This window comes from Flavobacterium sp. XS2P24 (assembly GCF_030010285.1).
In the GTDB taxonomy this organism is placed as follows: domain Bacteria; phylum Bacteroidota; class Bacteroidia; order Flavobacteriales; family Flavobacteriaceae; genus Flavobacterium; species Flavobacterium algoritolerans.
Genome location: NZ_JASCRU010000011.1, coordinates 23654 through 47752, shown reverse-complemented (window position 1 = coordinate 47752; position 24099 = coordinate 23654). Strand labels below are relative to the sequence as shown.

Here is a 24099-nt window from a genome sequence, read left to right as displayed (position 1 = left end):
GATTTTAGTGATTGATGTTTTTTTTGTTCATTTTTATGTGTTGTTGCAAATTTTGTTTATCCGTTACAAGCTAGTGTTTATATTCCGAATAATTAATAAATGTTTTTCCATCGTAAAGGTAGAGACCTGTTTCTCTCGTACCTACCCAAAGATTTCCAGTTTTATCTTCCAAAATTGCCCAAATCCCCTGATTGATTAGTCCATTTTTTGTTGTAAAACAAGTGAAAGAATTTCCATCGTAACGGCAAATGCCACCACCGCCACCAAACCAAATATTGCCGTTTTTGTCTTCTATAATTCGCATAACCGAATCACTTAGCAAGCCATCATTTTTTGTAAAACTTGTAAATGATTTTCCATCATAACGGTAAGCTCCACTCCAATTGCTGAACCAAATATTTCCATTCTTGTCTTGCAATGCGGGCCAAGCCCAATTGTCACCATTTGGTTTAAGATTGGTTATAGATTTACCATCGTAACGAAACACACCCTTATTACCTCGTCCACCAAACCAAATGTTACCAGCTTTATCTTCTAAAATATATTCCACGTTATTGTTACTGCTCATATAGCCAACTCCACCCTCATTAATTATAAACGGAGTAAAGGATTTGCCATCGTAGATGTAAACACCATCAATTGTTGCGAACCATAGTTTTCCGCTTTTGTCCTGCATGATACTGAATACCTCCTGCGTTTTTTTAAACTTGTTGGGAGGTAGGTTTTTTCGTAAAGGAATCTGGATTTTAGCAAATGTTTTACCATCGTAAAGACAAACTCCCGCTGGAGTACCTATCCAAATTTTACCATCCTTATCTTCCAAAAGGGCATTAATATTATTACTGTTTAGACCATCAGAGACTAAAAATTGAGTGAAGGATTTTCCGTCATATTTATAAAGACCATTTTCTGTGGTGCCAAACCAAAGGTTACCGGCTTTGTCCTGCAGCGCAGATTGTACATTGCCATATTTAGGCGAGCCTATGGTTTTTATAAGTTTAGGATGTGCAACAGCTAGTATGTTTGATTCACTTCCCTTTTCTTTTGGTACGTCTTTTTTAGCGGGCCTGTTGCAGGAAGTGCCAAAAAGTAATAGTATCAGAAAAGTAAAAACTCGGGCTTGTGAGAAATATTTTTTCATTGTTCAAATTGGCATTAAGATTTTTATCTACTTGTTGGTTTGGGTGTCGATGTGTAATGGTTGCTAAACTGCTGTTATGCCTTCGTGCTTTTATTTTTTTATCATTTTTTTATAATGTGCTTCATAACCTGCAATCTTGAAAAGTTGAGAAAAAGCATCTTTAAAGTCTTGATAATTAAATTCTTTATAGTCAAAAATATTTTGTCCTAATGAATGTGATTCTCTGTTTATGTATCTGTAAAATGCCTGAAACCTATTATTGTTCAAAGGTTCTTGAAGGAAAAAGTTATTTAAGTCTTTCTTTTCGACAAAATTAAAGAAATATTCAATTATGTTTCTCATGCAGTTAGCTATCAATGCTGGATGTTGCGATTCATCTTTTATTATAAACCAATATGCTTGATAATCATTTTGAATCTCTTCGTAACTCATTGAAGAAAAGGAACTGCCATTTTCGTTTTTTGAAAGACGAAAAAGATTTTGTGTTTCTTTTCTTTCATCATGTTTTGTTTCGGTAATCTCATAAAAAAAATACAAACTGTGTGTTAAGATGAAAACCTGTTCATATTTATATTTCCACTCTACAATTTTCTCTCCCGTTTCTTTATCTTTTTTATTTTCCTTTTTTCCGAAAAATTCATTTTTGATAAGTCTTCCAATATTAAAAACGTAAATGTGAGATAAACTTGAAATTGGGTCGTCAATTACGATGATTTTCTTTTTCCCAGTTTCTGTTGCTTCTTTCTTTTCTCTACATAACTCTATAAAGTAAAGGAAGCTAATAATCATTTTTTCTCCTTCACTTAATGAACGAAAAACTTTGTCTTCATTTTCTCCACGTACTATTTTATAGTGGTTTTCAGAATGTTTTTTGATTTCAAAATCTGTAATACCTAAATCAATCAAACCACTTTTTATATTAGCAACAGCTTCTTCGATATTTATAGTTTGTTTTTGCTGTTCAGCAATAATTGCGTTTTGAGCAATAATTTTTGTTGAAATTTCTTTTAACGAAACTACTAAAGAATCTGTTTTACTTTTTGAGGTCAATTTTTCTGTAGCAATAGAACTAATTTTATGGTCATAATCCCAACGCATTATTTCCCAAAAAGTTTTTTTAATAGTTTTTTTTACTGTTTCTTTTTGGTCAATATTATTATTGTGTTCAGCAATAAGCAAGTTGATTTTTGTAATAATATCGTTTAGTTCCTGCAATGATTCAGAGGAATTATTAAGAGTAATAGAAACGCTTGGCGTTTTTATTTTATCTTCAATAAGTTTTTTATTGTCTTCAACAACTTTTAAAAACGCATTGTATTTAATTTCAAAGTCCTTTTTGTAATTTTCAAACTTGGGATTTGCTTCAAAATTTGATTTACTTGGGATTTCTTGAATAGATTTTGAATATTCCTCTAAAAAAGATTTCAATGAATTTACGTCTGTTTCGTATGCTACATCAAAATAATTTTTTATGCTTTCAATTAGTTCATTTGAAATAGTTCTTTGTTGGCAAAAAGGGCAGATTGTATTTTCTTGAGTTTGTATTTCTGGTAAAAAAAGTAAACCTGTTTTTACCCAATCTGAATTACCAAGTACTTTGATTAATCGTGAAACAGAACTATTTTCATTACCTACAATTTGGTCGTTAAACAAACTTTCGTTTTCTACCCCTTGTGATGAAAAAGTAATTTGTGATAAAATAGCAAATTTTTGAGCGTTGTCGCCTGAAATTGATTGTAAATCACTTTTTAAATCGTCTATATTTTTTGTGGGTTTTACAGTTGGTTTGCTTAAACCAATAATTTGATTGAATAAACTATCTTTTGAACCTTTGTATCCTTCTAAACAAAATTCGAGAACTCTGTCGCCTCCACTATAATCTGTCTTAATTTTCCAAACAGAATCTTTTGCAGTATTTTCTTTTTGGTTAATTGACGACTTTTCAGTTTCAAGTTCTTTACTTTTTGCTTCTTCTTCAATTTTTAGCGTTGAAATTTCCTTTAATGCATTGGTAATGTTCGTTTCTGCAACTTTATTTTCTTTTGAAAGTGTAAAAATTCCTTTTAGATTTTCAGGTTCAAAAAAATTTTCTAAAATAAATTTTTGATTGTAAACAAGTATTTCGTGGCTTTCGTCTAATCCTTCAATTGAACAATTTTTATATTTTTCGTCAGAGCTTTGATGTAAATAATTTGATAAGGTGCTTTTCCCTGTACCGTTTAAACCATAAATAAGATTTACATTTTTATCGGTTTCCAAAGCTGTAGAACTTTTGTAACTGGCTACATTATTTAGGTTTAATTTTGTAATCATTTCAAATTTGTATTTCGTTTAGCGGTGTCGTTTTTTAGCATGAGGCATAACTTGCATATAATAGCTACAAACTAGCTCATATCCATCCAAAATCAGGTTACTTTGCGCTACAAATAGTATTCTATATGTTCTGCTAATGTAGTTTATTTATTACGAATTATTGGTGTTGAAATTGGTAAAGTAATCGAATGAAAACAAATGAACTTAGGAATCAGATTTCCTAGCCCAGATAGTAGCGGCATCTTTTCTTCAGTTTTCCATAGCCTACTGTTTTACCCGTTTTTATTGCTTTTCAAAGTACTTGACTTTTCCAAATTTCAAAGTCGAAAAATATAAACAATTTTGTTTATATTTGTACTATGAAAACGATTGACATCATAAAAGGAATTCATCCCGGTAAAATTGTGGAGCGGGAATTGAAGAAAAGGAGCATCAACCAAAGGCAATTTGCGCTTTCTGTTGGTGAACATCCTCAAACTTTGGGTGCTATAATAAAGGGTAATAGGAGGATGAATGTTGATTTGTCTCTTAAAATGGAGGAAAAACTAGAATTAGAAGAAGGTTTCCTGATGACGCTTCAAGTTTTTTATGACATAAAGGAAGCAAAGAAAGATAGTACTTATAAACCGGATCTTTCAAAATTAAGAAAAGTTACCTTTTGGGATACTACTTTTGATAAGATTGATTGGAAACAAAATAGGGTGGCAGTCATTAAACGTGTTTTTTCTAGAGGAATAGAAATGGAGCAGGAGGAAATTATTCGTTTTTATGGAAAAGAAGTGGTTGATAAGGTTAAATTATTAAAACACCAGTTATAATATAGAATGGAAAAGCTTCATTGGAATACGGTTTCGCCTTTGCTCAAAGAGATTCTTATCGATTTGATGGATGAGCCTTTATTTTTTCCTTTCAGATTGGTTGGAGGAACTGCTTTAAGTTTACAAATTGGTCATAGAATGTCGATTGATATTGATTTGTTTACAGCGGCTGAATATGGTTCCATTGATTTTAAGGAAATTAGAAGTTTTCTGGAGAATAAATATCCCTTTTGTCTTTCCAGGAATCTTGATAATGTTGCGTTTGGGACTTATTTTGAGATAGGATATTCTGAAAGCGAGTTAGTTAAAGTAGATTTGTATTATACGGATGATTTTATTTTCGAAGAAATTAATAAGGATTCTATTCGTATGGCTTCTGAAAATGAAATTATTGCAATGAAATTAGATGTTGTTCTGAGAGGCGGTAGAAAAAAAGATTTTTGGGATTTACATTATTATCTTGATAAAGTACCTATTGATGAAATGATTTCGTTTTATGAACAGCGTTATCCTTATACTGATTGTTCGACTATTAAAAGCCAATTTGTAAATTTTGAATCAGCTGATTTGGATTTTGACCCATTGTGTTTACGGGTTAAATCTTGGGAGCTTATTAAATTGGATTTTTTTGAAAGTATAAATAGGAATTCCTAATTCCAAAAAGGGTATTAAAACCTAAATGCCTAGCCCTGATAGTAGCGGCATCCTTTATGTTCTTTCTTTAAGAACATAAAGATACAGCGGAGAGCGGGAGAGAGCTCCAGATTCCGACTTCCGCCAGAATGACAAACCCTCTGAAATGTCATCTTGTCAGATTTTTTTACGCCAATTTTAACATAAACTGACAATTTAATAGTTGGTTTTGTATTGGCACAAAGATTGACTTATCGACTTCGAGTCATTAAAACAAGTATACAATAAAATTAAATATATTAAAAATGGGTAAAATAATCGGAATTGATTTAGGTACGACCAACTCTTGTGTTTCTGTAATGGAAGGTAATGAAGCAGTTGTTATTCCTAATGCAGAAGGAAAAAGAACAACACCATCTATCATCGCTTTTGTTGAAGGTGGAGAAATTAAAGTAGGAGATCCTGCTAAAAGACAAGCGGTAACTAATCCAACTAAGACTATTGCTTCTATCAAACGTTTTATGGGTCACTCTTTTTCAGAAATTACAGCTGAAGCAAAAAGAGTTTCTTATTCAGTAGTAAAAGGGGACAACAATACGCCACGTGTGGATATTGATGGTCGTTTATACACTGCTCAAGAATTGTCAGCTATGACACTTCAAAAAATGAAAAAAACAGCTGAAGACTATTTAGGTCAAACTGTTACTGAAGCAGTTATCACTGTTCCAGCTTACTTTAATGATGCACAACGTCAAGCTACGAAAGAAGCGGGTGAAATTGCAGGTCTTAAAGTAATGCGTATTATCAACGAACCAACTGCAGCTGCACTTGCTTATGGTTTAGATAAAAAAGGTAAAGATCAAAAAATTGCTGTTTACGATTTAGGTGGAGGTACATTTGATATTTCTGTTCTTGAATTAGGAGACGGAGTTTTCGAAGTATTGTCTACTAACGGAGATACTCACTTAGGTGGAGATGATTTTGACCACGAAATTATTGACTGGTTAGCTGACGAATTTAAAGCTGAAGAAGGTATTGACTTACGTCTTGATCCAATGTCATTGCAACGTTTGAAAGAAGCTGCTGAGAAAGCAAAAATTGAATTGTCTTCTTCTGCTGAAACTGAAATCAACTTGCCATACGTAACTGCTACGGCTTCAGGACCAAAACACTTAGTTAAAAAATTAACTAGAGCTCAATTTGAAAAATTAACTGACGCTTTAGTAAAACGTTCTATGGCACCAGTTGCTAAAGCGTTGAAAGATGCAGGTTTATCTGTTTCTGATATTGACGAAGTTATCCTTGTTGGAGGTTCTACTCGTATGCCAAGAATTGCTGAAGAAGTTGAAAAATTCTTTGGTAAAAAAGCGTCTAAAGGAGTTAACCCTGATGAGGTTGTTGCAATTGGAGCAGCTATTCAAGGTGGAGTTCTTTCTGGAGATGTAAAAGATGTATTGTTACTTGACGTTACACCTTTATCTTTAGGTATCGAAACTATGGGTGGTGTTTTGACTAAATTAATTGAGTCTAACACAACTATTCCAACTAAAAAATCTCAAGTTTTCTCTACAGCTGCAGATTCTCAACCAACAGTTGAAATCCACGTTTTACAAGGAGACAGAGCTATGGCAGTTGACAACAAAACTATCGGCCGTTTCCATTTAGATGGTATTCCACCAGCTCCAAGAGGTGTTCCACAAATTGAAGTAACTTTTGATATTGATGCTAATGGTATCATCAAAGTTTCTGCAACTGACAAAGGAACTGGAAAATCTCACGATATTCGTATCGAAGCTTCTTCTGGATTAACAGCTGAAGAAATCGAAAGAATGAAAAAAGATGCAGAAGCTAATGCTGATTCTGACAAACTTTTAAGAGAAAGAGCAGAAAAATTGAACGAAGCTGACGGAATGATCTTCCAAACTGAAACTCAATTGAAAGAATTAGGTTCTAAATTATCTGATGAAAACAAAGTTGCTGTAGAATATGCATTAACTGAATTGAGAATGGCACACCAATCTCAAGACATTCCTGCAATTCAAACGGCTCTTGACAACATCAACGCTGCTTGGAAAAAAGCAACTGAAGCGATGTATGCTCAAGGAGAACAAGGTCAAGGTGAAGCACAACCTCAAGGGGATGCTGCTCAAGGAGACAATGTTGAAGACGTTGAATTCGAAGAAGTAAAATAATTATTTCCCGTAGAGATGCATTGCGGTGCATCTCTACTATTGATTTAGAAAACCGTTCGCCATTGGTGAACGGTTTTTTTTATGCGTTTCTATTTTTAGTTTGTTTTGTGCCAAACATATTAGTAATCACTACCGCATGGGGGAATGTTATGGCGGCCAAAAAGGAGAAAAATAATGCATTAAAAAGTTGTTCCTCTTTACATATATAGTAGATCAGTGTAATTCCTACTATAGATATCAACCAATAAATCCAGGCTGTCTTGCAGTAAGCAATAAAATATTTTATTGAAAAGGAACCATTTAAAAATTTAATCTGGTCAATTATAGAAGGAATACTGTGCCATAAAACAAAATAAATGGCAAATCCCCAAATCAGACTGGAAGACTTAAAAAGAATTGCAAAGAGAACCAAATAAAAGAACTCTAAAAGTAGTTTTTTTCTAATTTTTTCTGATTTCCAATACAAATAGGCGCTTAAACCAATAAAAGCGATTACTGAATATTGTAACAGTAAATTAAAGTATAAGCTTGGGATATTGATATTTGCGATGTTCAAAATAATACTTTGCACTTCACTGGAGTGAAAAACAAAAAGTAATAGTAATATAATGAATCCATAAAAAAATTGAAATAATATTAGGAACGATTTCGCAACGTGTTCTAGTAAATTTTGCCATTGCTGTTCTCCAAAATGATAGGCACTTATAAGTATGAATAAAAGTAGTGCTAGTTGAGGAATTGTATAAAACAGAAGGGCACCTATTAAAACCACCATTACGTAATATCCTAATATTTTAAACCATGAACTCGATTGCTTCTTGGCTTTCATATTTTTAATTAGTACTAAATCATTTGCTCCATGCAAAATTCCAAAAGTAAAAATCAAAAGAAAACCCAATATTATCTGGTATTTGTTAGATAGAAAGGAATCCATCCATAACCCGATAAAGCTTGCTACAATTGCGATATTCAAATATTTTTTCATGAAATTTAATTATTGTTTAAAAATAGTTAAAAAATATTAAACAAAAATAATTTTTATTGTTTAACTTTTATTATATTTGATTAAACAAAAAAACCATTTAAATTATTTATTTATGACAAATTTTATGTTTATTTCAGGGTTAGTCGGAAAATTATCCCCAACCGATTACGTAGGGTTTACTTTCTTTGTAGGCTGTATGGCTATGATGGCTGCTTCAGCATTTTTCTTTTTATCCTTAAGCCAGTTTGATAAAAAGTGGCGTACTTCAGTTCTTGTTTCCGGTTTAATTACCTTTATTGCTGCAGTGCATTATTTCTACATGAGAGATTATTGGGCATCATTTGGAGAATCGCCTACGTTCTTTCGTTATGTAGATTGGGTACTGACAGTGCCGTTGATGTGTTTAGAATTTTATCTGATACTTAAAGTAGCAGGAGCAAAGCAATCGTTATTATGGAAAATGATTATTTATTCTATAGTAATGTTAGTTACGGGTTACTTTGGAGAAGTTGTTTTTACTGATAGTGCTGCACTATGGGGATTCATTTCAGGAGTTGCTTACTTTGCCATAGTTTATGAAATTTGGTTGGGAGAAGCTTCAAAATTAGCTGCTGCAGCCGGTGGAGAAATTCAAAAAGCACACAAAATCTTGTGTTGGTTTGTACTTGTTGGATGGTCCATTTATCCATTAGGATACATGATGGGGACAACAGGATGGTATAACGGATTAATACCTGCCGGTAACATTGATGTAGCATATAATATTGCTGATGCTATTAATAAAATTGGATTTGGTTTGGTTATCTATAGTTTAGCAGTAAAATCTCAAAAAGATTAATTCATTTTTTTATTTTTTTAGTATTTGATTGGAAAACCGGACTAGTGATAGATCGGTTTTTTTTATCATTTAATAAAATAAAAAACCCGACCTGTTTTAGAAACGGGTCGGGTTTTGTTATTCTATTATTATTATTATTATTATTATTATTATTATAGCGTAGAGACGCACTGCAGTGCGTCTCTACTACAATGCGTCTCTACGGTGTAATAACACCAAATACAGCATAAAAAAAAGGGAAAATGTTGTTGAACATTTTCCCTTTTTTAATTCATTATTTAGGATCTAAAGCTTGTCCTATTCTAGAAATTAAATCTTGTAAGTGATATCTACTCATTCGATCAGTCATTCTTGATGAGGCTAACTTCATCTCGTTTTTCAAACTATTCAATTGACCTCTTGCAATAGAAGGTAAATCAGTTTGAGCAAGATTTACTCTTCTTGTCGTGAAACCGTAAGTAACACCTACAGGAACCGATCTAACCATGGCTGTACCTGGTTTAAGTAATTCGATCATTTTGTCAACATATAATTTTTGAATGTTTCTGCGATACACATCAATGGAACCGCTTCCTTTCAATTCAGAGAAGATTCCATTTTTTAAGTCGCTTACTAATTCATCAGCGGTATAGTTGTTTTTACTCATAGAAGAAGTTTCTATAAGGCGAACAATTCTATCTCCAGCCAATAAACTTGATAAGGTAGCATCTTGCATTCCTTTGATTGCTTCAACACCGCTTTCTGGGTTTATTTTCGAAAGGATATTTTGATCCAATAACCATTTTGGAGTGGTGAACAATTGAGTGTTCAAGAATAATACAGCATCTTTTTGGATAGCTCTTGGAACTACTTCAAATTGATTTCCTGTCATGTCATACGTTTTTGGAGAATCATAGATTCCACCTACGTTTTTAGTAACATGGCCCATATATCTTCTGAATTGTCCTGTAAGTGCACCGTAAAGTTCATCTAGTTCAGCGTAGCTTTCTCCGTTTTCTTTAGTCCACTCTAATAAATTAGGCAAAATTCTTTTTAGGTTTTTGATTCCGTACTCAGAAGCTCTCATTGCATTATCTCCAATATCCTCTGTTTGATATCTTGGGTCATAAGGGCTACTTTCTGTACAAAACCATAAACGGTTATTTTTGTAAGCTTCCTTAGTCATTTCATTCAACTTCGCTTTTTCCTCAGTTTCAGTTTTAGCTCCGTCAAAATAAGAATAACCCCATTTAATAGCCCATTTGTCATAATCCCCAATTCTTGGGAATAAGGCAGTAACACCATCTTCTGGTTGTGCCACATAATTAAAACGAGCATAATCCATGATAGAAGAAGTATGTCCGTTTTTATCTTGGTACGCTTTATCTCTTAGTTTTTCAACCGGAGTGGCAGAACTTGCTCCCATGTTATGACGCAATCCTAAAGTGTGTCCTACTTCATGAGAAGAAACGAAACGGATCAATTCTCCCATTAATTTATCATCAAACTTTTTTGTTCTTGCTGCAGGATCTACAGCCGCAGTTTGAATCAAGTACCAGTTTCTTAAAAGACTCATGATATTATGGTACCAACCAATGTGGCTTTCCAAAATTTCACCGCTTCTAGGATCATGAACATTAGGTCCGTATGCATTTTGAATTTCAGCAGCAAAATATCTCAATACTGAAAAACGGGCATCTTCCAAACTCATTGTTGGATCGTTTTCTGGCCAATATTCGCCACGAATAGCATTTTTCCATCCTGCAGCTTCAAATGCTACTTGCCAATCATCAATACCTTGTTTAATGAATTTTTTCCATTTGTCAGGTGTAGCTGGATCAATGTAGTATACAATTGGTTTTAGTGGCTCAATTAATTCCCCTTTTTTTTGCTTTGCAGCATCTTCGGCAGATTTTGGCTCTAAGCGCCATCTTACAGCAAAAGTTTTAGTGTCTGATTTTTGAGATTCTTCTTCAAAAACTCCGTATTCGTTTGCAAAATATCCTACACGTGCGTCAAATTCTCTTTTGCGCATAGGTGTTTTTGGCAATAAAATCATCGAAGTATTCATCTCAACCGTTACTACTCCTGCATCTAAAGCAGAAGGTAAATTAACTCCAATTTGTGGTGTTGGAGTAATTGAAATACGCGGTGGAGTAGTTGTAAATGTTTTTACAGTTCTAATCTCAGTATTTATTGGATAACTACTTATTTTTGAGATGAATGATTTATCCTTTTGAAAAGCTACAATGTTTAACAATTGTTTTTTAATTGGATCTAATGAAAAAGTCTGAATATCACCATCGAAAGTGCTCGTTAAATCGATCACATATCCAGCATTATTTTTTCCAGTTGAATCTTTTTTGAATGCCAAGATATCATAGTTTCCAATAATTGGATCTGAAGTTGAATTCTTAACCGCTTGTGCCATTGGTTTGTCACCGTCCGGAGACATAATAACGTAAGTAACTGATCTAAGAAGAATGTTGTTGTTTAGTCCTTTTTCCCAACGAACGACTTGTCTGTTGATTTCTTCTCCACCAAAAATTCCTCCTCCGGCTGGAGTTTTAGAATATCGGGTTATTGTCATTATTTCACTTCCTAAAAGGGAGTCTGGAATTTCAAAAAGATATTTGTCATTAATTTTATGAATGTCAATTAATCCTTTTTGTGTTACTGCGGTTGAGTCAATAACTTTTTTGTACGGTTTAGGTTCTTTTTTACCGTCTTTAGATTCGGGTGCTTTAGCTTCTACTTTAGCTGGGGCGTTTTTGTCTGCTCTTTTCTTTTTTTTGCTTTGTGCAAATGTGGCTTGCGCAAAACAAAATAACAGACAGGTAATAATTAGGGTTAGTTTTTTTTTTACCATTTAGTTAATTTATTAATAAAGTTTATAATTGGATATAGTCGGTAAGTCGCTTTTTGTTGAATTTTGTTACGACTTACGTCCAAATTTATTGATATATTTTTATAAAAAGACCATTTTGAGGTTCGATTTTAAATAATTAACAATAATTAACAATCGTTTATTAATTGCTTTTTCCATGTCACAACATGATTTTTCTCATGTAAGGAATTATTATTTCGAGGTATCTTTACTTTTTTAAATATTAAATTAAACCTGTTTTTTTCATTTTTAGGAATGTCAAAAGTGCCAAAAAACGATTTTTTTGTAAAAGTTTTTTGTAATATTACTACTTAAATCAGCTGGAATGAGAAAAATTAAGTACAAGAGAGGAAAGAAAACACAACCTTATAATTTAGAATATACTGGTATTCATAAAAGTAAGGAATCAGAGCTGCAGTTGTTTGTTTATGATGATTTGGATCTTACAGAGTATGAGGATTTTAAGGTTTCGGATTTAGATAAATATATTGAGGGACAAAAAACAAACTGGATTAATATTCACGGTTTAAATAATGTGGAGTGGCTAAAATCGATTGGGAATTATTTTAAAATCGATAATTTTATGTTGGCTGATATTTTAAATACCACCCGAAGAACAAAACTGGAAGAGTCTCATGATTATTTATTTTTCAACATAAAATCATTGTTACCAGCGGAACACTCTGATAACATAAGTGTCGAACAAATTAGTTTTTTGTTAAAAGATGGGGTTTTAATTTCTTTTCAGGAAAAGCGAAGTGATTTTTTTACCCATATTCGAGAACGCATTAGAACGCATTCCGGAATCGTAAGAACAAAGAAAGCGGATTATTTGTTGTACATCCTTCTGGATGCCATCATGGAAAATTTCTACATCACTTTAGAAAGCGAGGAAGATAAAATAGAGGAATTGATCAATCTTACCAAGGAAAGTGTAGATCCTATAATTTTAGAAAAAATAGAGAAACACAGGGATAATTTAAATTTTTTGAAACGTTCTATCATTCCGCTTCGGGATTCATTGTATGATATAAAAAGCATAAAAGACGATACCATATTTAATGTTATGGAAGCAGATACTTTTAGCTTTTTTGCCCGATTGCATCAAAAGAGTTTAGAACTTTTGGAACAAATTGAATCTGATATGAGTTCTTTGGAAAGTGCGTCTAATTTCTTTTTTTCGGCACAAACGCATAAGATGAATGAGATTATGAAAACCCTGACCATTGTATCTGCGATATTTATTCCGCTGACTTTTATTGTGGGAGTTTACGGAATGAATTTTGATTATATGCCGGAACTCAAGCGTCATTATGGCTATCATACCGTTATGGGAGCTATGTCTTTAATAGTGGTTGGAATGATTGTTTATTTTAAAAAACGCCGTTGGTTTTAGTGATAGAAAAGGATTATATCCAATTCATTTGAAATTAAATTTAAAAAATAAAAAAATGAACAAGGCCATATATATTGCAACAAGCGAACAAAATAGTGGGAAGTCAATTATTACGTTGGGATTGATGAGTATGCTTATTGGTAAGATGGCCAAAGTAGGTTATTTTAGACCCATTGTAGAAGATTTTGAAGAAGGAGGATTTGATAATCATATTGAAACTGTGATTGGTCATTTTGGGATGGATATTGAATTTGAAGATGCGTATGCCATTACAAAAAGTAAGTTAATCAAAAAGAAGAACAAGGGAAAAATAGGAGAGGTTCTCGATTTGATTATTGAAAAATACAAGAAATTAGAGGAACGTTTCGATTTTGTCTTGGTTGAAGGAACCAGTTTTACAGGGGAAGGAACTGTTATCGAATTGGACATGAATGTTCTGATTGCTAAAAATCTTGGTATTCCAACAATTATCGTGGGTTCCGGAGTGGGAAAAACATTAGAGGAATTAATTGATAGTCTTTACTTAGCTTACGACTCATTCAAGGTTAAAGATGTTGAGGTTTTGGCTGTAATCGCCAATAAAGTGCAGCCAGAGAATATTGAATTGGTTACTAACGGTCTAAAGAAAAGTTTGCCCGAAAGTATATTAGTGAATTCTATTCCTTTGATTCATAAATTGAATAATCCAACCGTACAGGAAATTGTAAATGAGTTGGATGCCAAAGTTTTATTTGGCTCGGCACACTTGAACAATCAAACCGGAAATTTTAGTGTAGGCGCCATGCAATTGTGCAATTATTTGTTGCATTTAAAAGAGAATAGTCTGGTGATTACTCCCGGAGACCGAGCAGACATTATTCTTGGCGCTTTACAGGCCAATGAATCCGTAAATTATCCAACCATTTCCGGAATTGTTTTGACAGGAAATATTTTGCCTGAAATCAGTATTTTGAAATTGATAGAAGGACTTTCTACCATTGTTCCAATTATTGCGGTGGAAGAAGGAACGTATTATATTACGAATAAAATAGGTTCCATTAAGTCCAAAATTTACGCAAACAACAAGCAGAAGATTGAAATTTCTATTACTACTTTCGAAAAATATGTCGACTTAGATAACTTGGCTGAAAAGCTAATCACTTTTGAAGCGGAAGGAATGACACCAAAAATGTTTCAATATAATTTAGTAAAAAGAGCCAGACAACATAGAAAACACATTGTTTTACCGGAAGGAAATGACGAACGAATCATTATTGCAGCCTCACAATTATTGACGATGGATGTGGTTGATATTTCGATTATTGGCAACAAAAAACAAATTGAAAATAAAGTAGCGGAGTTGGGACTTCCGTTTGATTTTTCTAAAGTACAAATCATAAATCCGATAGAATCGGAACATTATGATGATTATGTAAATACGTATTATGAGTTGCGTAAAGCAAAAAATGTAACCATAGGAATGGCTAAGGATTTAATGGAAGATGTCTCGTATTTTGGAACCATGATGGTGTATAAAGGGCACGCGGACGGAATGGTTTCCGGAGCGGCACATACTACACAGCATACTATTTTGCCTGCTTTGCAATTCATTAAAACCAAACCCAATTCATCTGTAGTTTCCTCTATATTTTTCATGTGTTTAGAAGATAGGGTTTCTGTTTTTGGAGATTGTGCCATTAATCCAAATCCTACTGCGGAACAATTGGCAGAAATTGCCATTTCCTCTGCCGATTCCAGTTTGGCTTTTGGTATTGAACCAAAAATTGCCATGCTTTCGTATTCATCTGGTTCATCAGGAAAAGGAGATGAAGTAGATAAAGTAAGAGCGGCAACTGAAATAGTGAGAAGAAAACGTCCCGATTTAAAAATTGAAGGTCCTATTCAATACGATGCAGCCGTTGATATGGCTGTTGGAAAAAGTAAAATGCCAAATTCAGAAGTGGCAGGGCAAGCCAGCGTTCTAATTTTTCCGGATTTGAATACAGGAAATAATACCTATAAAGCGGTTCAAAGAGAAACAGGCGCATTAGCAATTGGTCCAATGTTACAAGGGTTGAATAAACCGGTTAATGATTTAAGCCGTGGTTGTACGGTAGATGATATTATAAATACAGTCGTGATTACGGCGATTCAAGCACAAGGATTATAAAATGAAAATAGTAATTATAAACTCAGGAAGTTCCTCCATAAAATACCAATTGATTAGCATGCCGGCAAATGAAGTTATTTGTTCGGGGATGATCGACAGAATAGGACTGGAAACTTCAAACCTAACGTATGTAACGGATACGACTAAAATAGAAGAAACGTTGCCTATTGCAAACCATAAAATTGGGTTGGAAAAAATTGCCAAATTACTGATGGATGAAAAAGTAGGGGTGATTAAAAGTACGGATGAAATAGAAGCTGTTGGGCATCGTGTGGTGCATGGCGGAAGCGCTTTTTCGAATACGGTAGTTATTACCAATGAAGTAAAAGATAAAATCAGACAGCTTTTTGATTTAGCACCTTTGCATAATCCTGCAAATTTAGAAGGAATAAATGTTGCCGAGGAAATTTTTAATTCAGCACAACAAGTGGCTGTTTTTGACACGGCATTCCATCAAACGATTCCTGTTGTGGCGCACAAATATGCGGTACCAAATTACCTTTTGACGGAAAATAAAATACGCGTTTACGGTTTTCACGGAACGAGTCACAAATACGTTTCGGAAAATGCGATTCATTATTTGAAGCAAAATTCTCAGAATACAGGTTCTAAAATTATCACGATACATTTAGGAAACGGTTGCAGTATGACCGCTATAAAAGACGGGAAAAGTATTGATCATACATTGGGTTTTGGTCCAATGAACGGATTAATTATGGGAACCCGAAGTGGAGATGTGGATCAATCTGTGATTTTTTATCTGGTAAATTCGTTGGGTTATTCGCTTGAAGCGGTGAATACGATGTTACAAAAACAAAGCGGAATGCTGGGGCTTACCGGGTACAGCGATTTAAGAGACATAGAAGCCAATGCGGAGAACGGAAATGCGGATTGTCAATTGGCTTTAGCGATGAATGCGTATCGAATAAAGAAATATATTGGTTCGTATACGGCTGTTTTAAATGGGCTCGATGCCATTATTTTTACGGCTGGGATTGGAGAAAATTCTTCGTACATCCGAAAATTAGTGTGCACCGATATGGATTATTTCGGAATAGCATTGGATGCATCCAAAAATGAAATTCGTTCGAAAGAAATTAGAGAAATAAACACACCAGATTCAAAGACTAAAATATTAGTCATTCCTACCAATGAAGAAATTGAAATTGCCAATCAGGTATTTGAATTACTGACGAATTAAGAAAATAACCAACTCAAAAAAAGCTTCTGTAAACAGAGGCTTTTTTTATGCCTTTTATTTGATAAATCTAATTATATTTGGATATAAAATACCACATTTTGAAAGCAAGAATTACATCAATAATCCTACTCTATTTTATCTCATTCCAACTTTATTCACAGGAATTACTCCCTTTTGTAGAGAATTACAGCAAATCAAATTATCAAGGAGATAATCAGATTTGGAGTGTTGCACAAGGAAATGATAACGCCATGTATTTTGCCAATAATTATTATTTATTGCGGTATGACGGTGTAAAGTGGGAGAAAAATAGCTTGCCAAACAAAACAATTATTCGCTCCGTAATGGTTGATGGTGACCGCATTTATACCGGTTCTTATAAAGAATTTGGGTATTGGTTCCGAAAAGAAGGAAAGATGCATTACGTTTCTATTTCTAACTCCAATAAAACTAAAGTTTTTGACGACAGTGATAATGAAGAAATTTGGAAGATATTTAAATTTAATAATAAAATCTACTTTCAGTCTTTTAATGGGCTTTTCCAGTTTGACGGAAAAGTAATTAAAGAAAGTAAATTTGATTTTCTGGTTTCCTATTGCTTTCCGGTTGGTAATGAATTATTGGTTGCTTCGGTAGAAAAAGGAATTTATAAAATGAAGAATTCCAAGTTTGAAAAGATAGAAGGATGGTCCGTTTTAGAGAACAACGTCATCCATGCTATTGAAAAAAACAAAAACAAAACGTATTTTTTTACTAAAAAAAATGGGGTTTATGTGGAAGAAAATGGTATTCTGAGTGCTTGGAAAAGTGCATTAAATGATATCTTGAAAGCAGCAAATATCAACGTCGCCAAATTCATTAAAAACAATAAATTAATCATAGGAACGGCTAATAAAGGGGTTTATATTTTTGATTTGAATTCTGGTTCGTATAAAAACATCAATCGAAATAATGTGTTGATGAACAATTCTATTTTGAGTATTGGCCTGGACAAAGAAAATGATTTGTGGTTGGGGTTAGACAACGGAATTGCTCATATCGAGGTTAATTCCCCTATTTCTATTTTTTATGATAATTCAGGGATTTTAGGTTCCGTTTATTCCGTGGCAAGTACTCCAAAAGGCTATTTGATGGCTTCTAATCATGGCGTTTTTAAATATGAAGACAAAGTGCTTTCGTTAATTCCTAATACGCAAGGGCAAGCTTGGAACATCAGTAAAATAAATAATAAATACCTCATAGGCCATAACGAAGGCACTTTTATATACGAGAGTGGGTTGTTTTCTAAATTAAGTACTATAAACGGAGGTTGGAATTTAGTCAAAAGCAGCATTAATAATTCCTATTTGCAATCAACATACAGCGGCGTAATCATTTATAATGACAGTAATGATTTGAATCAAAACATAGTTATAAAAGGAATATTGAAGCCTATCAAATATGTTGCGCAAAACCGAAAAAACGAAATTTGGGCAGCCGATAACAATAGAGGTTTGTATCGAATTCTGTATAATGATGCATACGAAACAACTGATATTAAAAATGTCACCCAGCACAGCAAAATAAGCAATGATTTTGGAGTGAAAATATTTGAGTTCAGAAATGAAATCTTGTTTTTAATCAATAAATCGTGGTACACCTATAATTCAATTACCAATCAATTAGAAGAAAATGAATTGTTTAATACGAATTTTAAAAATGTATCAAACATCGTTTCTATTGATGAAAATCACTTTCTGATACTGCAAGAAGGACTTTTATATCATATTTATGCGTATGACAATAAATTTATCCGCACTATTATTCAAGAGAAATATTACAAGGGAAAAATCATTAATGACAATGTAAAAGTTTTCAAAAACAAAGACAATTATCTATTGAATCTGGATGATGGTTTTATCTCGTTGCAATTAAAATATGCAAACAAGAAAGCATCAAATATAAGTGTTGAAGCCTTTGTAAATAATGATTTGGTTAAAAACTACTCAAAGATTCCATACAATTCGGAGCTTCGCATACATGTAATATCAGGTGTTTTTGGAGCAACAAGACCTAATTTATTTTATAAAATAAATGGTACCAAAGAATTTATTCCTGTAAATGAAGGTTTGATTGTTTTGAATAATTTAAATAGCGGTTCCAATGAGATTACGGTTTACCTTCACGACGGATTGAATTATGATAAAATTTCCAACTTTCAATTTATTGTGGCCAAACCATGGTATTTTTCTCTTTGGATGATTTTATTATATCTGATAGTGATTGGTGGTATATTGTATCTGTATTACAAATGGAATAAAATGCGATACATTCAGAAACTGGAGTTGCGTGATGAAGAATTAAAACATCAAAAGAAAATTCTGGAGATGGAATTAAAGGCCGAAAACGAATTGAATATTCAAGAATATGAAAAACATATTTTAGAACTGGAATTGCAATCGAAGTCCTCAGAGGTTGCCGGAAAATCACTTTCGATTGCGAAACAAAGTGAAATGATTGAAAATATTCAAAGTATTCTGGATTCTGATATGGATTTTAATAAACTAAAAAGTGAAATCAAAAAAGCCATAAAAATCAATGCTGTTAACAAACATGAATGGGAAACATTTGAAACAAATTTGAATCAAATTCACAACGAATTTATAATTAACCTTTCAAAAAAATATCCAAACCTAACTTCGAAGGATATTAAGCTCTGTATTTACTTAAAAATGAATCTTTCGTCTAAGGAAATTGCACCCATGATGAATATTTCTTTCAGAGGTGTAGAACTCCACCGCTACCGCTTAAGAAAGAAATTAAACCTTGTTCAGGACGAAAATCTCTCTAAATTTTTATTAACTGTATAAATAAGCTTTATTTTTTATAGATAATATATTATTTCAGTGTATTTATTACGGAATCACAACACATCATTACTACATCATATAGATGTAGTGTAGTATCTCATAACCGCTCTTACAGGCAGTAATACATAGATTTATGATCTTGTTTTGCTGTTTTGATGTATTCGTGTAGTATCGCCGTTTTGCTTACTATAACGTTGTAATTATTTACTTTGGCTCCACTAACTTTAACAAATCATTATTATATGAGAAATATTATTTTTAGCTTTTTAGCACTCATTTTACTACCGGCATACATGTCTGGACAAGTAATTAAGGGAAAAGTATTAGATAAGGATGGAATTGGGATTCCGGGAGCCATGATAGTCGCGGCTGATTCTAAAACTTCAACCGATACCGATTTTGACGGTAATTTTAATATCAATGCCAAAGTAGGAGAGGTATTAAAAATTAGCATGGTAGGTTTTGATGCTGTATCTGTTTCTGCAACAGCAGCACCCATGAGTATACAATTGCAAGAATCCAAAGACACGGAATTAAAAGAAGTGGTTATTATTGGGTACGGAACCAGAAAAAAAATTGATAATACTACGGCAATTACTTCATTAAAAGCAGAGGAAATATCTAAAACCAAAGTATTGAATGCTTCGCAAGCCATACAAGGTAAAGCGGCGGGTGTTCAGGTAATTTCTTCAGACTTACCAGGAAGTACTCCTTCAGTAATTATTAGAGGTTTAGGTACCGCTTTAGGTGGACGAACTCCTTTATATATTGTGGATGGTATGCCTACGGAGAATATCAATAACGTTAATACGAATGATATTACTTCGTACGAAATTTTGAAGGATGCATCTGCATTAGCAATTTATGGAACCAGAGCTGCCAATGGTGTAATTATTATTACGACTAAAAAAGGTAAAGGAGATAAGGTTTCTGTAGAATTTGAAAGTTTTGCAGGTTTTAGAGCGCCTTTGAAAAAAGTAAAAATGGCGGGAAGTAATAAGTACTCACATTATTCGAATTCTGCTTTACAAACCACAACTTTTTCACAGGATCAACCTGTTAACACAGATTGGTTTGATGCCATTACCAGAACAGGTTCATATACTCAAAATAACGTTTCGGTTTCTGGAGCATCGGAGAATATTAAATACTTCTTCAGTTTAGGAAATTATCAAGAGAAAGCAATTCTTAACGGATTGGATTACAGTCGTACTACTTTTAGAAGTAATAACGAATTCAAAATTTCTAAAAAACTGACTTTAAATCAAAATTTCAGTTTTGGTTCAGCAAATTCAACACCAAAACCATTAAGCGCTTTTACTAACGCTTACAAACAATCTCCAATTGTTCCTGTTCGTTTTTCAAATGGACAATACGGTGTTTCTTACGTTGGTGCTGACGGTTTTGCTGGCACTTCAGGTTCTTCTTTTAACAATGTTGGAAATCCTGTAGCACAATTGGATTATTTTGATGAAGAGCAAAGAAGCATAACCCTGCAAGGTGGTTTGAAATTAGATTATGATATTTTAAAATCATTAAAATTCACCTCACAGTTTAACGGGGAATATTATTCTTGGAAAAATTACAATTTCGAAGACACAAAAACAATTTGGCAGTCAAATAATAATCCTGGTCAGTTAAGCAGTATTATTTATCCAGCGGATAAAAATATTAATTTATTGACAAAAGGCAGAAATCAATATTTCAATTGGAACCTATCTAATTACTTGACGTACAATAAAGTTTTTGCTGATATTCATGATATTGAATTAACAGCAGGGATCGAAACTTCAGTTAGAGGAGCTAGAGAACAATTGACCGTTGCCAGAAAAAATGTAAATGCAGATTCAAATTACTGGTCATTAGCAGGTGTTGATTATGTAGGAACGGTTGTTAATTACAGAGATGAGGTTTTTAATGAAAATAAAATAGCTTCTTATTTTGGTCGTTTCCAATATAAATTAATGGACCGATACTTATTTACAGGTACAATCAGACGTGATGGTTCATCAAATTTTGGTAAAGATTATCGTTGGGGAACTTTTCCGGCCTTTGGTTTAGGATGGGTTATCACCAAAGAAGAGTTTATGGCTAATGCAAAAGGAATAGACTTATTGAAATTAAGAGGTGGCTGGGGTAAATTAGGAAACCAAAATGTACCTCTTAATAACCAAGCATATAGTTCTGGTCTTACGTATTATTTAGGAGGTTCTATATTGAATGAAGGAACTACAATCAATTCTCAAGTAGATCCAAGTTTATCATGGGAAATTACTGAAGAAACGTCTGCAGGTTTAGATTTTGAATTATTGAACAACAGATTGAAAGGATCATTTGATGTGTATGATAAAACAACAACAAATGTTATTTTAAACACAAGACCATACATAACTTCTGGTATAAGCAATTCTTCACCGGCACATGTTGGAGAAGTGTCTAATAAAGGATATGAGATTGCTTTGCGTTGGGACGATAAATTAACCGATAATTTAAGTTACTGGGTTGGAGGGAATTTCTCTAACAACAAAAATGAATTGACAGGTTTGAAAGATGCTACTCTTGCGCCAATTACAGGTGGAGATTTAGGAAATGGACAATGGACAAAATTATTAGATAATACTTCTGTTGGGAAACCATTAGGTAGTTTCTATATGTATGAGTATGCTGGTTTTGATGCTACAAATGGGAAAATGTTGTACTATACTGCAACAGGAGCCAAAGTGACTCAAGATGCTTTAGATGCGAATGCTGATAAAAAATACGTTGGTTCTATTTTACCAAATTCAACGTATGGTGTTACTTTAGGAATGAACTATAAAAACTTTGATTTCTCAGTAGATGGATACGGTACTTCTGGTGCTAAAGTGTACAATGGTAAAAAAGCACAACGTTTTACAGGAGAAAATATTGAAGATTCATTAGCAACAGATTTTTGGACAGTAAACAATACAACTGCTTCAAAACCTGGTCCGTTCAACCAAGTTCCTGTAGCATCTACTTACTATTTAGAATCTGGGGATTTCTTTAGAATCAACAATATTACTTTAGGATATAAAATTCCTTTGAAAGGAGAATTTTTAAATTCTTGCAGAATATATGTAAATGCTATAAATCCATTTATCACTCAAAAATTCTCAGGTTTCTCTCCGGAACTAAATGGTAATGGAGATCCTTATGGAACACAAGGTATTGAGTTGGATGCATACCCAACATTAAGATCAGTTGTTATTGGTGCTAATTTAAAATTTTAATACAATGAAAAAGATATATATATCAATTTTTGCGCTATCCGCATACTTTTTCTCGGGATGTTCAAACGACTATTTAGATGTGGATCAAACAGAATCTATTTCTACAAAAGACATTGAATTATTCAATAATGATGCAGGAGCAGCCACTTTTGTAACAGCAATCTACAGTAAGTTTTTAGATTGGAACATGACTTCATTTTCTTGGATTGGGTTGTCAAGTATTGCTTCTGATGATGCTGACAAAGGATCGTCTCCAGGAGATACAGGTTCTGATAAAGATTTAATGGACGCCTTAACCTATAACGCTTCAACACCATCTACAAGTGAGATTTTTGCAGCTAATTACGAAGGAATTAACAGATGCAATCAAGCATTAAGTATTATCCCGCAATTAGATAAAGCAGATCCTGCTTTACGAGCAAGATTATTGGGAGAAGCTAAGTTTTTGAGAGCTTTTATGTATTTCACTTTGGTGAAAACCTATGGTGGTGTTCCAATTATCGATCATTTACCAAATCCTTCTTCAGAAGAAGATAGAGTTATGCAATTAACGCGTAAATCAAGTGCCGAAGTATATGCTTATATCGAAAGTGATTTGAATGATGCTATTGCGGTATTGCCAAACAAATCAGAATATGCGGCTTCTGAAAAAGGAAGAGCTTCAAAAGGAGCTGCCTACGCTTTATTGGCAAAAATAAATTTATACCAAAAAAACTGGCAGAAAGTAGTGGACAACTGTAACTTGGTTACAGGATATGCTATTGTTTCAGATTATGCTTCTATGTATAAATTGGCAGGAGAGAATGATGCCGAATCTATTTTTGAAATTCAAGGAACAGGTTCTGTGCCAGCCAAAGGAATTTCTGGATATTCTAATACACAAGGTGCTCGTGGTGCCGGTGGTTGGGGTTGGGGGTTCAACACACCATCTCAAAGTTTAGTAAATGCTTATGAAGCTGGTGATGTCAGAAAAAATGCAACAATCATTTTTGCAGGAACTACATTATACGATGGTAGAGTTGTACCATTGACTGTTGAAAATCCAAGATACAACTATAAAGCGTATTCATCTGCTTTCACAGATGGTTGGGAAACCGATGTGAATATCAAATATTTGAGATATGCTGAGGTGTTATTAATGAAAGCCGAAGCGCTTAATGAATTGAATCAAACTCCTGCTGCGATTCTTTTGTTGAACCAAATCAGAACAAGAGCTGGATTAGGGAACACAACTGCTGTTTCTCAAGGCGATGTAAAAACTGCAATTTGGAAAGAAAGAAGAGTTGAAATGGCATTTGAGCATGATAGATTCTTTGATTTAGTTCGTACAGGACAAGCTGTAGCTGCTTTTGCGATTGATGGAAAAACATTTGTTGCAGGCAAACATGAATTGTTTCCATTGCCACAAGCTTTCATTACACAAGCAGGTGGATTGTCAACACAAAATCCTGGTTATTAATTTAAAAA

Annotated in this window: 14 protein-coding genes; 10 read left to right on the top strand and 4 right to left on the bottom strand. The window is 33.4% G+C overall.

The annotated features are described in order from the left end of the window. Window positions 1-70: 70 nt before the first annotated feature. Both QLS31_RS09330 and QLS31_RS09325 read right to left on the bottom strand, forming a co-directional pair. On the bottom strand, window positions 71-1141 hold the full coding sequence (locus tag QLS31_RS09330) for a two-component regulator propeller domain-containing protein (RefSeq protein WP_282743628.1): 1071 nt from the start codon (window positions 1139-1141) through the stop codon (window positions 71-73). Between the two features lie 90 nt (window positions 1142-1231). Continuing rightward, window positions 1232-3454 (bottom strand): AAA family ATPase, encoded by a 2223-nt coding sequence (locus QLS31_RS09325; protein WP_282743627.1) that lies wholly within the window; start codon window positions 3452-3454, stop codon window positions 1232-1234. Window positions 3455-3813: 359 nt separating this feature from the next. Between QLS31_RS09325 and QLS31_RS09320 the strand changes: the two genes are divergently transcribed. The 3 genes from QLS31_RS09320 (at window position 3814) to dnaK (ending at window position 7097) form a co-directional block, all read left to right on the top strand. Continuing rightward, a complete protein-coding gene (locus QLS31_RS09320) occupies window positions 3814-4272 on the top strand; it encodes a plasmid maintenance system antidote protein (RefSeq protein ID WP_282743625.1) in 459 nt (152 codons plus the stop codon). Window positions 4273-4278: 6 nt separating this feature from the next. After that, the gene (locus QLS31_RS09315) at window positions 4279-4926 is read left to right on the top strand and encodes a nucleotidyl transferase AbiEii/AbiGii toxin family protein (RefSeq protein ID WP_282712541.1); all 648 of its coding nucleotides are present in this window, start codon (window positions 4279-4281) and stop codon (window positions 4924-4926) included. 284 nt (window positions 4927-5210) lie between these two features. Further along, on the top strand, window positions 5211-7097 hold the full coding sequence (gene dnaK, locus QLS31_RS09310; RefSeq protein WP_099715044.1) for a molecular chaperone DnaK: 1887 nt from the start codon (window positions 5211-5213) through the stop codon (window positions 7095-7097). 79 nt (window positions 7098-7176) lie between these two features. Here dnaK and QLS31_RS09305 read toward each other — a convergent pair whose 3' ends face one another. Continuing rightward, a complete protein-coding gene (locus tag QLS31_RS09305; RefSeq protein ID WP_282743624.1) occupies window positions 7177-8082 on the bottom strand; it encodes a Brp/Blh family beta-carotene 15,15'-dioxygenase in 906 nt (301 codons plus the stop codon). Window positions 8083-8194: 112 nt separating this feature from the next. On the opposite strand from QLS31_RS09305, the gene QLS31_RS09300 reads away from it, so the two are divergent. Further along, window positions 8195-8920, top strand: coding sequence for a bacteriorhodopsin-like (locus QLS31_RS09300; RefSeq protein ID WP_282743623.1), 726 nt, complete (start codon window positions 8195-8197; stop codon window positions 8918-8920). Between the two features lie 274 nt (window positions 8921-9194). On the opposite strand, the gene QLS31_RS09295 is transcribed toward QLS31_RS09300, so the two are convergent. After that, window positions 9195-11768, bottom strand: a complete 2574-nt coding sequence (locus QLS31_RS09295) for a zinc-dependent metalloprotease (RefSeq protein ID WP_282743622.1) — start codon at window positions 11766-11768, stop codon at window positions 9195-9197. 343 nt (window positions 11769-12111) lie between these two features. Here QLS31_RS09295 and corA point away from each other — a divergent pair, with 343 nt between their 5' ends. From corA to QLS31_RS09265, 6 genes are all read left to right on the top strand, one after another. Then, window positions 12112-13182, top strand: coding sequence for a magnesium/cobalt transporter CorA (corA, locus tag QLS31_RS09290; RefSeq protein WP_282712546.1), 1071 nt, complete (start codon window positions 12112-12114; stop codon window positions 13180-13182). A 55-nt stretch (window positions 13183-13237) separates the two neighbouring features. Further along, window positions 13238-15331 carry a phosphate acetyltransferase gene (pta, locus tag QLS31_RS09285; RefSeq protein WP_282716180.1) on the top strand — a complete coding sequence of 698 codons (2094 nt, stop codon included), beginning with the start codon at window positions 13238-13240 and terminating at the stop codon, window positions 15329-15331. A 1-nt stretch (window position 15332) separates the two neighbouring features. Continuing rightward, the gene (locus QLS31_RS09280) at window positions 15333-16532 is read left to right on the top strand and encodes an acetate kinase (protein ID WP_282716182.1); all 1200 of its coding nucleotides are present in this window, start codon (window positions 15333-15335) and stop codon (window positions 16530-16532) included. A 98-nt stretch (window positions 16533-16630) separates the two neighbouring features. Further along, window positions 16631-19381, top strand: coding sequence for a histidine kinase (locus QLS31_RS09275; protein ID WP_282743621.1), 2751 nt, complete (start codon window positions 16631-16633; stop codon window positions 19379-19381). A gap of 242 nt (window positions 19382-19623) precedes the next feature. Beyond that, window positions 19624-22632: a SusC/RagA family TonB-linked outer membrane protein gene (locus tag QLS31_RS09270; protein ID WP_282716186.1), complete on the top strand. Its 3009-nt coding sequence runs from the start codon at window positions 19624-19626 to the stop codon at window positions 22630-22632. Between the two features lie 4 nt (window positions 22633-22636). Next, window positions 22637-24091 carry a RagB/SusD family nutrient uptake outer membrane protein gene (locus tag QLS31_RS09265; RefSeq protein WP_282743620.1) on the top strand — a complete coding sequence of 485 codons (1455 nt, stop codon included), beginning with the start codon at window positions 22637-22639 and terminating at the stop codon, window positions 24089-24091. Window positions 24092-24099 lie beyond the last annotated feature (8 nt).

Coding starts and splice junctions, on each gene's coding strand:
- QLS31_RS09330 (WP_282743628.1), bottom strand. CDS start 1,141: ATGAAAAAATATTTCTCACAAGCCCGAGTTTTTACTTTTCTGATACTA.
- QLS31_RS09325 (WP_282743627.1), bottom strand. CDS start 3,454: ATGATTACAAAATTAAACCTAAATAATGTAGCCAGTTACAAAAGTTCT.
- QLS31_RS09320 (WP_282743625.1), top strand. CDS start 3,814: ATGAAAACGATTGACATCATAAAAGGAATTCATCCCGGTAAAATTGTG.
- QLS31_RS09315 (WP_282712541.1), top strand. CDS start 4,279: ATGGAAAAGCTTCATTGGAATACGGTTTCGCCTTTGCTCAAAGAGATT.
- dnaK (WP_099715044.1), top strand. CDS start 5,211: ATGGGTAAAATAATCGGAATTGATTTAGGTACGACCAACTCTTGTGTT.
- QLS31_RS09305 (WP_282743624.1), bottom strand. CDS start 8,082: ATGAAAAAATATTTGAATATCGCAATTGTAGCAAGCTTTATCGGGTTA.
- QLS31_RS09300 (WP_282743623.1), top strand. CDS start 8,195: ATGACAAATTTTATGTTTATTTCAGGGTTAGTCGGAAAATTATCCCCA.
- QLS31_RS09295 (WP_282743622.1), bottom strand. CDS start 11,768: ATGGTAAAAAAAAAACTAACCCTAATTATTACCTGTCTGTTATTTTGT.
- corA (WP_282712546.1), top strand. CDS start 12,112: ATGAGAAAAATTAAGTACAAGAGAGGAAAGAAAACACAACCTTATAAT.
- pta (WP_282716180.1), top strand. CDS start 13,238: ATGAACAAGGCCATATATATTGCAACAAGCGAACAAAATAGTGGGAAG.
- QLS31_RS09280 (WP_282716182.1), top strand. CDS start 15,333: ATGAAAATAGTAATTATAAACTCAGGAAGTTCCTCCATAAAATACCAA.
- QLS31_RS09270 (WP_282716186.1), top strand. CDS start 19,624: ATGAGAAATATTATTTTTAGCTTTTTAGCACTCATTTTACTACCGGCA.
- QLS31_RS09265 (WP_282743620.1), top strand. CDS start 22,637: ATGAAAAAGATATATATATCAATTTTTGCGCTATCCGCATACTTTTTC.